This is a genomic window from Helicobacter pullorum NCTC 12824 (assembly GCF_017979475.1).
GTDB lineage: Bacteria > Campylobacterota > Campylobacteria > Campylobacterales > Helicobacteraceae > Helicobacter_D > Helicobacter_D pullorum.
Genome location: NZ_JAERIT010000016.1, coordinates 1 through 12,146, shown reverse-complemented (window position 1 = coordinate 12,146; position 12,146 = coordinate 1). Strand labels below are relative to the sequence as shown.

At 35.2% G+C, this 12,146-nt stretch carries 12 protein-coding genes and 1 pseudogene; 4 read left to right on the top strand and 9 right to left on the bottom strand.

The window, feature by feature from the left end:
• Positions 1-313: 313 nt before the first annotated feature.
• From JJQ98_RS08520 to JJQ98_RS08490, 8 genes and pseudogenes are all read right to left on the bottom strand, one after another.
• Positions 314-856, bottom strand: a complete 543-nt coding sequence (locus JJQ98_RS08520) for a YceI family protein (protein ID WP_054198657.1) — start codon at positions 854-856, stop codon at positions 314-316.
• Positions 857-925: 69 nt separating this feature from the next.
• Positions 926-1,849, bottom strand: coding sequence for a tRNA 5-methoxyuridine(34)/uridine 5-oxyacetic acid(34) synthase CmoB (cmoB, locus tag JJQ98_RS08515; protein WP_151105313.1), 924 nt, complete (start codon positions 1,847-1,849; stop codon positions 926-928).
• A complete protein-coding gene (locus JJQ98_RS08510) occupies positions 1,849-2,055 on the bottom strand; it encodes a hypothetical protein (RefSeq protein WP_005023577.1) in 207 nt (68 codons plus the stop codon). The genes cmoB and JJQ98_RS08510 overlap by 1 nt, the downstream gene beginning before the upstream one ends.
• Positions 2,056-2,070: 15 nt before the next feature.
• Positions 2,071-3,075 carry an SAM-dependent methyltransferase gene (locus JJQ98_RS08505; protein WP_151105314.1) on the bottom strand — a complete coding sequence of 335 codons (1,005 nt, stop codon included), beginning with the start codon at positions 3,073-3,075 and terminating at the stop codon, positions 2,071-2,073.
• On the bottom strand, positions 3,075-3,467 hold the full coding sequence (locus JJQ98_RS08970) for an ABC transporter C-terminal domain-containing protein (protein ID WP_408609797.1): 393 nt from the start codon (positions 3,465-3,467) through the stop codon (positions 3,075-3,077). Before JJQ98_RS08970 ends, JJQ98_RS08505 begins: the two co-directional genes overlap by 1 nt.
• Positions 3,453-5,000, bottom strand: a pseudogene (abc-f, locus tag JJQ98_RS08500) (ribosomal protection-like ABC-F family protein); the annotation flags it as partial. The pseudogene abc-f and the gene JJQ98_RS08970, both read right to left, overlap by 15 nt.
• Entirely contained in the window at positions 4,993-5,817 is an 825-nt protein-coding gene (gene lgt, locus JJQ98_RS08495) for a prolipoprotein diacylglyceryl transferase (RefSeq protein WP_151105316.1), read from the bottom strand. The pseudogene abc-f and the gene lgt, both read right to left, overlap by 8 nt.
• The gene (locus JJQ98_RS08490; RefSeq protein ID WP_005023583.1) at positions 5,792-6,103 is read right to left on the bottom strand and encodes a hypothetical protein; all 312 of its coding nucleotides are present in this window, start codon (positions 6,101-6,103) and stop codon (positions 5,792-5,794) included. The genes lgt and JJQ98_RS08490 overlap by 26 nt, the downstream gene beginning before the upstream one ends.
• 144 nt (positions 6,104-6,247) lie before the next feature.
• On the opposite strand from JJQ98_RS08490, the gene JJQ98_RS08485 reads away from it, so the two are divergent.
• The 4 genes from JJQ98_RS08485 to JJQ98_RS08470 are packed head-to-tail and all read left to right on the top strand — an operon-like array spanning position 6,248 to position 10,840.
• The gene (locus JJQ98_RS08485) at positions 6,248-6,868 is read left to right on the top strand and encodes an acetyltransferase (protein WP_151105317.1); all 621 of its coding nucleotides are present in this window, start codon (positions 6,248-6,250) and stop codon (positions 6,866-6,868) included.
• Positions 6,865-7,977: a UDP-N-acetylbacillosamine transaminase gene (gene pglE, locus JJQ98_RS08480; protein ID WP_151105318.1), complete on the top strand. Its 1,113-nt coding sequence runs from the start codon at positions 6,865-6,867 to the stop codon at positions 7,975-7,977. Before JJQ98_RS08485 ends, pglE begins: the two co-directional genes overlap by 4 nt.
• Complete coding sequence (gene pglF, locus JJQ98_RS08475; RefSeq protein ID WP_065837201.1) at positions 7,978-9,789, top strand: UDP-N-acetylglucosamine 4,6-dehydratase (configuration-retaining); 1,812 nt, start codon at positions 7,978-7,980, stop codon at positions 9,787-9,789.
• Complete coding sequence (locus JJQ98_RS08470) at positions 9,773-10,840, top strand: glycosyltransferase (protein WP_151105319.1); 1,068 nt, start codon at positions 9,773-9,775, stop codon at positions 10,838-10,840. The genes pglF and JJQ98_RS08470 overlap by 17 nt, the downstream gene beginning before the upstream one ends.
• Here the strand turns inward: JJQ98_RS08470 and JJQ98_RS08465 are convergent.
• Complete coding sequence (locus JJQ98_RS08465; RefSeq protein ID WP_060661934.1) at positions 10,820-11,695, bottom strand: DMT family transporter; 876 nt, start codon at positions 11,693-11,695, stop codon at positions 10,820-10,822. The genes JJQ98_RS08470 and JJQ98_RS08465 overlap by 21 nt on opposite strands.
• Positions 11,696-12,146: the final 451 nt, after the last annotated feature.

Sequence of the window (12,146 nt, the reverse complement as noted above, 5' to 3'; positions counted from 1 at the left end):
AGACTTTAGAAACGAGATTAATCTATTCAAGATATTTTTATAGATAAGCTTTATACTAAAGATTCTTTTACAAGATAAGCTTAGAATTATAAAATTGAATCAAATTAAATTAAATTAAATTAAATTGAATTGAATTGAATTGAAAAGATGAGATTTAATTCTTTTAAAATTCTTGTAAAAGATAAACTTTCATTTATCAAAGATTCTTTTATAGAATGATAGAATCTTTGCTTCTCTTTAATATTGAATTTAATGATTAAAATTGAATGTTGGTTGGCTTTGGCTAGCCCGCTTCAAAGAAGCAGGAAGTGATTTATTGCGGATTGGCAATTAGAGTAAGCAGGATTGTTACTTCATCGCCTACAAGGCTATCTTTGAGGTTGGATTCCCATACTACTCCAAAATCTGAGCGTTTAATCTTTGCAGTTGCTTGGATTTGCAATGTTTTGTCCTTTAGCGTTTCTGTGCTTTCAAAGATTATAGGCTTTGTAATGCCTTTAATCGTTAAATCTCCAGAGATTTTTCCTGCTTCGAATTTTGTCATTTTAAAAGTCATATTAGGATATTTTTTAGAATCAAAAATATCTGCTGCATTAAGGTGTTCATCGCGTTTGGCGTTTGCAGTATCCACAGAGGCGATTTCCACACTACCCTCTAAAATATTGAGCTTTTTTGTAGCCAAATCATAGTCAATGTTTGCACTAAATTTCTTAAATTTACCATCGACTTTGGTTAGCTTTAAGTGTGAGATTTGAAAATCTACTTTGGAATTTTGAGAATCTAGTGTATAAGGCTGTGCTAGAAGCGGACAACCAAGCAATGCGACAAAAGCTGAAATTGACAAAAATTTTTTCATAATTTTTCCTTTTTAATGAGATAGATTATTATAACATAGTTTAAAAATTATTTAGCAAAAAGTTATTGTTTAATATTTTTTGGCTTTTAAATAAGCCCTTTGGGGTGCGGGGTAGCCCTCGATAGTTTTGCTTTGGTCGGCATTTAGGAAATCTTCTAGGCTTTGTGCGTTGCTCCAAGGGGTTTTTTTCTGCTCATCAATACCGGTTTTGAGTGTAGCAATATGAGTGATTTCCCTAAAACCACAAGATTCTAGCCAATTTATGAAAGTTTTAAGCGTGGGGATAAAATAGACATTTGGCATTTTGGCATAACGCTTATTTTTGGGACAAAGGGCGATTTCCTCATTGCCCGGAATAATAATGCTATCAAAAATCGCCTCACCATTTTTTGCAAGAGAATCATAAATAATTTTTATCGAATCTAATGGGCTTTTGCGATGATAAAGCACTCCAAGGCAAAATAACATATCAAATTTTATTTCCAAAAAAGGCAAATCCTCAATCCCCAAAAGCTTAAAATCTAGTCTAGAATCGCGGATAAAAAACTGCATAAAATCAAATTGCAACTTGCAAAGGGGCATAGGGTCTAAGCCGATGATTTGCTTGGGGTTTTGCTCTAGCATTCTAAACATATAATAGCCATTGTTGCAGCCAATATCGCCGATAATCTTGTTTCTAAGCTCTAAGTGGGGGCTTAGTAAATTGTATTTGATAGCACTATTCCATTCACTAAGAATCTCTAAGGAATTAATGCAAAAAGGTCCTTTTCTCCAAGGAATGAGGGTTTTTGCGATATGAGTTATAAGCTCTAGGGAAGCTTTGGATAGATAGGGTAGGTGGAGAGTGATAAAGTCATTAGGGCTAAAAGTGGCATTTTGAAGTTCATTTGCGGGGATATTGTTTAGGCGATTAAGGGATTCTAAAAGAGGTGTGATGTGTTTGTGCGTTAGTGCTAGATTGCGTCTATTTTGAATAGATTGCAGGGTTTGCATTAAAAAGTCTCATCTTGCATTTTGGGTTGTTTGCCTTCTTTGTAAAGAAGATTGTCTGGGCAAACCTCTATGTAATTTCCCTGCGAATCATAATAATAGCTTTTTTCATCCCAATAAGAATCAGAATATCCGCATTCATTATGATAAATACAACCGCTAAAAAGCAACGCAATGCCAAGTAAATTGAAAAACCATAAATATTTCATTTTATTCCTTTTTGTTTAGATTCTAGCAAATCCGATTCCAAAAAATCTTTCCCCTAGGAATGCTGGATCTATGAGGGTGCGAATTTTTGGGGAATGGTGCATAAAAGATTCTAAGCCAAAGTTTTGGATATACCATTCTCCAACTTTGTCTAATCCCATATCTACAAGGATTTTATTTTGTCTGCCAAAAAATAGTTCTTTTGCATTCATTGCTTTAAAAAGATTCTTAAGATAGCCAAAATGCACTTCATAGGTTATGTCGCTTTTGCCAAAGGATTCCAAAAAGTTTGGGTAATAATCTTTGGAGATGGGATTTAAGAAAAGATTGTTGGTAGTGTGGTTTTGATAAAAACGCAAAGAAAAGGCATTGCGCGCTTTTAAATCCCCATAATCAAAAGTGAGAAAGGCAAAAGAGGGTATGTATTGAGTAAGGGAGGCAAGAAAAGATTTTAAATGTAGTGGAATCTCGCCGATTTCTAGCTCCATTGCTTGTGCAATTTCTATAATTTCTTTTGGGGCGGGGGCAAAAAGCAAAGAGTTATCTTGCAAATAAGCCATTTCCCCTTTGTAATAAAGCTCGCAAGCAAAAGAATCCAAAAGCTCATTGCTGATAAAAAAAGTAAAATCGTAGTTTTGTGCCTGTAAATCTTTGGGGGAATCTAATGTGTGAAGTGTTTGGGAGGTTTTGGAATAGAAGGTGGATTTTTGGGTGGTTTGGAGGTTTTTGAGTGGTTCAAGGGTGTGGAAGCTGAGTTTTGCAAAAAGTGGATTGTGGGCTAGAAAGCTTGCAATATCGCTGATGAGATAGCCTTTGTCCGCACCAATTTCTACAATGGCAATCTTTTGGAGGGGGGGAAGTTTTGTGAAAAAATCCGCAATGAAATTTGCAATACAATATCCAAAAAATGGGCTAACGCTAACGCTGGTGTAAAAATCCCCATCTTTGCCTATTTTGTGGTTTTGATAATAGCTCTCTTTGCCATAAAGCCATTGTTGCATTAGGTGAGAGAAAGGCTGCATTAAAATCCCTCTTGCTTCTCTTCAAGCTCAAAATATTGCATTGTTTTTTCTTCGCACAAGGCTTTTTTAGCCTCTAGCTCCAAAGAAAGCTCTTGTAGCTCATTAGCACTTAGAGTGTTGGAGTAGAGTTTGGATTCAATGGCTTTGATTTGGGATTCTAATGCGTCAATTTCGTGGGGTAGAATCTCTAAAAGTCGCTTTTGGTTGTAGGAAAGTTTGGTTTTTGGTTTTTCTTGTTTGGGCTTTTCTTTGGGGGATTGTAGGCTTTTTTCAAAGCTTTGGTATTCTTTGAGTTCTTTTTCTATCTCTAAATACTCGCTAAAGCTGCGGTGGGTTTCTTCAATCTCGCCATTTTCTTTGAAAACTAAGAGTTTTTTAGCAATTTTATCCACAAAATAGCGGTCGTGGCTGACAAAAATAATCGCCCCTTCAAAGCTTTGTAAATATTCCTCTAAAATATTGATTGTTGGGATATCTAAGTCATTTGTGGGTTCATCTAAAATCAAACAATCATATTCTTTGGTAAAAAGCAATGCAAGTGCTACGCGATTTTTTTCTCCGCCACTTAGAGAGCCAATTTTGTTGTCTAAAAACTCTTTGGGGAAAAGGAAGTTTTTGAGATAACCAAAAACATGCATGCTTTTGCCCTTAACATCGATATGGTCGCCTCCAAAAGGGCAAAAAGTTTCTAAGAGATTCTTAGAATCATCTAGCATTTCGCGGTGTTGGTCGAAATATCCAATCCGCACTTCCCCGCATTCTATTTTGCCTTCTTTGGGTTTTAGTTTGCCTAGCATAAGTTTTAATAATGTGGATTTTCCTGCACCATTTTTGCCAACTATGGCAATTTTATCGCGTTGCAAAATGCGGGTTGAGAAGTTTTGAATAAGGGTTTTATTGTCAATAGCAAAAGAGATATTTTGCAAGTCAAAAAGCATTTTTTTGCGATTTGTTCCGTCTTCTTGATTGAAGTGTTTTTTTTCTCGCTCTAGTTCTAAAGTCATTTTGCGAATGATAGAGGGATTGCTTTTTGCTGCTTGACGCATTTGCATAATCCGTTCTTTACGCCCTTCATTGCGTTTTACTCTAGCTCTTACCCCTCTTGCTAACCATTCTTCCTCTGCTTTTAGGTGTTTAAGTAGGGTTTCATGGCTTTTGGCTAGGCTTTTTAATAATTCTTCTTTTTCTTTTAGATAATCTCCATAGCCGCCCTTGAAATTGCGAATTTTGCAATCTTCTACTTCAATAATGCGAGTTGCGATTCTATCGATGAAATATCTATCATGGCTAATAAAAATGAGTGTCCATTTTTCTTTGAGTAGTAAATCTTCTAAAAATTCTACCATTTGCACATCAAGGTGGTTTGTGGGTTCATCAAGCAGTAAAATATCAGGCTTGCTAAGTAGCAAACAAGCAAGGGCTACTCTTTTTTGTTCCCCTCCACTTAAGAGATTGACAAAGTTATTTTCAAGTTTTTTTAATGCAAAAGTTTCTAGGATTTGTTGAATCTTGTTTTCCAAATCCCAAGCATTATGGTGGTCTATAAAAGCACTAAGCATAGAGTGTTCTTGCAAAAGAGCTTTGTCATCTGGGGTATTTTGTAATGCTTTGGCGATTTCTTCTAGTTTTTTGCGGGCTTTTGTGATTTCTTCTAAGGATTCTAAAATCACTTCTTTGACGCTTTGTCCTTCTTTGAAATGGGGTTTTTGTATGAGGTGTTTGATTTCTAAATTTCCTTGGAGAATCCTAGAGCCCTCATCTGGTTCTAACTCTCCACTAAGAATCTTCAATAATGTGGATTTTCCTGCACCATTTTTGCCTATAATAGCTACCCTTTGTCCCTCTTGAACGCTTAGTGAAATATCATTTAAAATGGCTTTGTAATTGTATTGTTTGGAGATATTTTGCAAAGAGATATTAGACATTTTTGCCCTTTGAATCTTTGGGTTTAAAAAGTAGCACAAGGCATAATCCTCCGATGATTAGTGAGAGAAGTTGTCCTTGAGTAAGCCAATTAAAAGCAATGAAACCGAGTTGAGAATCAGGCTCTCTAAAGAATTCTGCAATAAATCGCATTAATGAATAAAGCAATCCATACATAATTCCAATTTGCCCTACAAAACTTGCTTTTTTGCGCCATAAAAATAAAACAATAAAAACAACAATGCCCTCCAAAAATGCTTCATAAAGTTGGCTGGGATGGCGTAAGATATTATCAACATAGATTCCTAATTGACTTGTGGTTTCTCTACCGACTAACTCTTGATTGAGGAAGTTTCCTATCCTGCCAAAAACATAGCCAAGTGGGACACTTAAACCCACTAAATCCATAAAAAGCCAAAAATTAATTTTTTTGATTTTAGCAAAAATCAAAGACGCAATCAAAAATCCAATAACAGCCCCATGATAACTCATACCTCTAATGCCAACGAAATTTCCTTCTCTATCAAAGGGGTTGAAAATTTGCCAAGGGTGAGTAAGATAATAAGAGGTAAAAGGGTCATAAAAAATAATATATCCAAGCCTAGCACCCAAAATCACGCCAATTTCTACCCACAAAAAATAACTATCTAAAAGACTATCAGAAATAGGATAAGAATCTTTTTTGGCAATCCATTTTGCTACAAATAATGCCACAAGTAGAGCCAAAACATACATAATGCCATACCAATGAACAGGGATTCCAAAGAGATTAAAGGCTATGGGGTCAAAAGTGCTATAAATATTGTTCCATTTCTCCATTAGTAACCTTAAAAAATTCATTTAATCCCATATTGAGAAAGTTATTGTATAAATAGGGGTTTGCAATATAAATGTGGAATTTGAAATTATCCTTTCTTGCTAGTTTTAACCAATACCCCAAGATATAAAAGGTAATTTCTTTGGCTTGTGGAATATCAAAAAAAACTTCCATATTCTGCTCTCTACGCATTTTTTCCAAAAGAAGTTTAATATCATAATAATCGCTAATATCTTTCATTTTGCCATGGAGTATATAAACATTTTCTTTGAGCTTTTCTATTCGCAATTAAAGCCTTATATTTATGAATTTTAAAATTTAAAAGGAAATTTTATCAAATAAAAACAAAAAATGTTAAGTGTTTTTACAAGAAAAAAACGCTTTAATTTTTAATTTGAAATAATTTATAAAAACTTTGGGAGCATTCAGAGTATGGAAAGATTTGCAATTTTTGGTGCTGGTGGGCATGGTAGGGTAATTGCAGATATGATTTTGGCTTGTGGTGGAGAGATTGCTTATGTGCTTGATGATGCCCCTAGTGCAAAAAGTTTGGCAGGAAAAGAAGCAATAACCAAAGAAAAATTTTTAACAATTTCTTCACAAAAAGAGATTAAAATTGCATTAGCCATTGGAGATAATCATTTAAGAAAAGAAATTTATTATTTTTTTAAACAAAAAGGTTTTGAGGTGCCAAGCATCATTCATCCAAGTGCTATTATTTCTGAAGAATCTATCATTAAAGAAGCTTGTGTGATAATGCCAAATGTTGTGGTGAATGCAAAAAGCAGTGTTGGTGTTGGAGTGATTTTGAATACAGCATGTGTTGTAGAGCATGATTGTGCCATTGGTAGCTTTTCTCATATTGCACCAAGAAGTGTAATGTGCGGGGGTGTGAGTATAGGAGAGATGACTCATATCGGTGCTGGAAGTGTGATAATTGAGGGCAAGAAAATTGGAGATTCTTGTTTGGTTGGTGCTGGAAGTGTCGTGATTAATGATATTGAATCTTTTAAAAAAGTTGTGGGCAACCCTGCTAAAAAGGAGTTAAAATGAGTTTTAGAGTTTTTTTATCCCCTCCGCAAATGGGAAAAAATGAGCAAAAATATGTCGATGAGGCTTTTAAGAGCAATTATATTGCACCTTTGGGTGAGTTTGTTAATCGCTTTGAAAATAGAATGCAAGATTATACAAAAAGTGCTAATGCTTTGGCACTTAGTAGTGGGACGGCGGCTTTGCATTTGGCTTTGAGGGTGGCTGGTATTAGCAAAGGTGATTTTGTTTTGGCAAGCACTTTTACTTTTATTGGTTCTATTGTGCCAATCTTGTATCAAGGGGCTATTCCTGTGTTTATTGATAGTGATGAATCATGGAATCTCTCTCCAAAATTATTGCAAGAAGCTTTGGATAAATTAAAAACAAAGCCTAAGGCATTGATTGTAACGCATCTTTATGGGCAATGTGCGAAGTTAGATGAGATTGTAGAGATTTGCAAGGAGTATGGAATCTTGCTTATTGAAGATGCAGCAGAATCTTTGGGGGCATTTTATAAGGACAAGCATACAGGGACTTTTGGGGAGTTTGGTGCTTTGTCCTTTAATGGCAATAAAATCATCACTACAAGTGGTGGGGGAATGCTTTTGGGCAAAGATATGCACAAAATGCAAAAAGCTAGGTATTATTCCACACAAGCAAGGGAAAATCTCCCTTATTATGAACATTTGGATTATGGTTACAATTATCGTTTGAGTAATATCTGTGCAGCCATTGGTGTGGGACAGCTAGAAGAGATAGAAGCAAAGGTGGCAAAGAGGAGAGAAATTTTTGAGTGGTATTGTGAAAATCTATCCCATGATTTGGTTGAATTTATGCCTGAAGTGCAAGATTCGCGCGGGAATCGTTGGCTAACAACTTTGAGGTTTAAGCATTCAAGGGCTAATCCAATGGAGCTAGTGGAGATTCTTGCAAAAAAAGGCATTGAATCGCGACCATTGTGGAAGCCTATGCACCTTCAACCTTTGTTTAGAGATTCTATGAATTTTTGTGATGGAAGCAGTCAAGAGCTGTTTAATAGCGGTATTTGTCTCCCAAGTGGTGGAGCAATGGACAAAGAAATTGTATTTGAAATTTCAAATTATGTTTTAGATTATTTAAAGAGTTTGTAAGTGATAAAATCTGCTATTTTTCGTCCAAGTAATACTAAGAGAATTGTATTTTTTTTGTTGATTGATGTTATTGTTTCTTATTTTACTTTGATACTTTCGTATGATTTGCGTTTTAGTTTTCAGGTGCCTTTGGAGTTTAGCAAAGAAGTTGCTTTGGTGTTTTGTGCTTTGATTGCTTTGAAGGTTTGTGCATTATGGATTTTTAAAGTTTATTTGGTGCCATGGCGGTTTTTTGGTTTAAGTGAGGCATTAAAGATTATTTATGCGCATATTTTGGCTTATGGAATTTTTATACTTCTCTCTTTTTTGGGCTTATTTGGTGCGTTTCCTTTGAGCGTTGTTGTGATAGATTTCGTTATTTCTGGGATTTTAATTGGGGGGATAAGGATTTCAAAGCGAATTTATTTGGAAAATTCCCCTAAAAACTCTCCAAAGCCTGCTTTGATCTTTGGGGCTAATACCCAAGCTTCCACGCTTATTAAAAGTGCATTAAATAGTGAGATTCCCTTTTATCCTTTAGCTATTATCGATGAAGATGAAAAATCTCAAGGCAGTTATATTTCAAATCTCAAAGTTTATCCCAAAACCGCCCTTAAAGAGCTTTTGGAAAAACATAAAATCAAAAGTGCGATTCTTACACAAGCTTACGCAAAACCGCCTTTAGAAAAGCTGTTTAATGAGCTAACAAAAATGGGGATTGAAGAGATAAAAATTGCCTCTATGCTAAAAGAAGATAGGCATTTGGAAGATATTTCTATTGAGGATTTACTCTCACGCCCTAGCAAAGATTTGGATAAAGAAGTCATTGGTTCTTTTATCCGCAATAAGAAGGTTTTGATTACCGGGGCTGGTGGGAGTATTGGAAGTGAGATTGTGCGTCAATGTGTAGAATTTGGGGCTAAACGAATTATTTTAGTAGAGCATAGCGAATATAATCTTTATGCTATTACAGAGGAGCTAACTAAAAAAACTCCGATTAAGAATCTTGATAAAACAGAATTATTGCGTCCTGTGATGTTGTCAATTTTGGAAAAAGAGCGACTTTTGCCCTTGATGCAAGAAGAAAAGCCAGATATTGTTGTCCATGCGGCTGCTTATAAGCATGTCCCATTGTGTGAATACAATCAAAAAAGTGCAATTGAAAATAATGTTATAGGTAGTAAAAATGTCATTGATTGTGCCATAGAATCCAAAGTTCCAAAAATAGTCATCATATCCACAGATAAAGCTGTGCGTCCTACTAATGTGATGGGTGCTACTAAAAGGATTGTGGAATTGTATGCACAAAATGTCGATCCCAAAGAAAGTGAAATTGTTGCGGTGAGATTTGGGAATGTGCTTGGAAGTAGTGGTTCTGTTGTGCCAAAGTTCAAAGCACAAATTCAAAGTGGGGGTCCAATTACCGTAACTCACCCAGATATTACGCGTTATTTTATGCTAATCCCTGAAGCTTGCAGGCTTGTTTTGCAGGCTTCAGCAATCGCTAAGGGCGGAGAGATTTTTATTTTGGATATGGGAGAGCCTGTAAAAATTGTAGATTTGGCTAAAAATATGCTAAGACTTTATGGCAAAGAAGATGAGATAGAGATTGTTTTTAGTGGACTTAGGCCCGGTGAGAAACTTTATGAAGAGTTGTTAATTGGCGAGAGTGAGGGCAAAACCAAATATCCCTCCATTCAAGTGGCTCGTCCCACAAATTATGATATTAAAAAGCTCAATGAAGACATTAATGAGCTTTTAAAAACGCAAGATATTATTGCTAAATTGCAAGAAATTGTTGTGGAGTTTCATCACAATGCACACGCAAACTAAAAAGACGCTAGCTTTTGTTATCTCATCGCTTAGAATGGGTGGTGCGGAGAAAGTAGCGAGTTTTCTAGCAAACCATTTTGTAGATTCTTATAATGTGATTTTAGTGCTTTGGAGTGATGAAAATCGCTTCTTTGAAGTGGATAAGCGTGTGAAAATTATAGTTTTGCCTGCTAAAATGCGTGGAATATTTGGAAATATAGAGCGTATTTTTGGGCTTATAAAATGTTTCAAGAGTTTTAGAGTGGATTTGGCTGTTAGTTTTATTCATCAAACCAACATTTTGGCAATTATTGCTTCAAAAATTGCTAGGATTCCCGTGATTGCTACAGAGCATAGCATTTATGCAAGTTTGGATAATAGCAAAATGTGGAAGTTTTTGCGGCGTATTATTTATCCTTTGGCTAATCAAGTTACCACGCTTACAAAGGGGGATTTAGAGAATTATCGTTTTTTGAAAAATGTATGTGTAATGCCAAATCCTGTTTCTTTGGAGGTTTGCAGTGAGCCAAATTTGGAAATTTATAAGCCTTATATTTTAAGCGCAGGAAGAATGATAAAAACCAAACATTTTGAAGAGTTGTTGGAAGTTTTTGGGGAATTTTCCAAGCAGAATCCTAAATTTTCTTTACTTTTAGCAGGTGATGGAGAATGTAAAGATTCTTTGCAAAAACAAGCTGAGAGTTTGGGGGCAAAGATTGTTTTTTTGGGGCGTGTGGAAAATCTCTATAATGCCTATAAAAATGCAGAATTTTTTGCACTCACAAGCCATAGAGAAGGTTTGAGTAATGTGTTAATTGAATCTTTAATGTGTGGGATTCCAGCTGTTAGCTATGATTGCCCTTATGGACCAAGTGAGATTATCCGCAATAAAAAAAATGGAATTTTGGTAGAAATGGGAAATAAACAAGCATTGCTAGAAGCCTTTTTGGAAATGTCGCAAAAAAGAGATAGTTTTGCAAAAAATACTCAAGAAATTTATGCAAAGTATGGCGTTGGGGAAGTGTTTAAAAAATGGCAAGAAATGATTTGCTTAATGCTTAATAAAGAGTAAAATAGAGCCAAAGAATATCAAGCAAGCCCCTAGGCATTGTATTAAGGTTAGACTTTCCCCTAAAATCCACAATGAGAGCAAAACCCCTACAAGAGGTTCTATCATGCCTAAAATGGCAGTTTTTGTAACTCCGATTTTGGACATTCCAAGAAAATAAGCAATCATAGGAAAAAGTGTAGAAACAAAAGTAAGTCCAAGAAGTGCTAAGATTCCATTTGCTTTGATATTTTGGAGGTTGGGTAAATCAATAACAATGTAGCATAATATGGCAAGTGAAGCAAAGAGGCAAACATAAAAGCTGCACACAATAGAAGAAAATTTTTGTGCAAGATTTTTGCTAAAAATTACATATAATCCATAAAAAAGCGCTCCAACAAGTGATAGGAAAATGCCATAAAAATTGAGTGCTAGATACGAAGAAGGTTGCAAAATAACAACCAAGCCTATAAAGCTTGTAATGAGGCAAAATAGCATTTTGGGGGTGATTTTGTCTTTGAGAAAAATAATGGCAATAAGAGCAACAATGGCAGGATAAATGTGATAGAGCAGAACCGAAAGAGAAGCAGGGATAAAACGCAAAGAATCTAGATAAGCAAAAGATTGCACGATATAAAGCACTCCGCCCAAAAAGAAAAATTTGAATAAATAAGGCATGGGGAGTTTAAGAGAGATTTTTTTGTAGATTGACCACGAAAATAGTAAAAGAGCAGTGCATATAAATCGAAATAACAATAAGTATTCTGTCGAGATTCCGCTATCTTGCACAAATACGCTCCATATCGGCATCATTCCATAAGCGATACTTGCACTTGTTATCCATAAAATACCTATTTGTTCGTGGGTGAGCTTTTGCATAAAATCTCCATAAATGTTTTGTGGAGTATAGTAAAGCATTGCTTACATAGGCTTAAATGGAGTAATAGAAGTTTTGGATTAAGCAAGTTTTTTGGGCAAGTGAAATTTTGATTATTTGCAAGGCGTGGGTTTGTTGGCGATTTACCAAGTGTTTGTCAAAAATAAATATAATTTGATTATCTATTTGAAGCTTAAAGATTAGGTTTTGAAATGAGAAATAATTTAAAATATAAGGAATAAAAGATGAAAAGAATTTTAAAAAGTATAATAGCAGTTAGTTTATTAGCAGGATTAGCGGTAGGTATGAGCGGTTGCAATCCTGATGAAATTGATAGTTATTATGGGGCTTTTTAAATCGCCCCATAATTTTTTCTATTTCAACTTCCCTTAAGCTTTAGCTGATATAATTCCATTTCCTTTTTTGCATTTTTTGTTAGAGCAACCCTCTAAT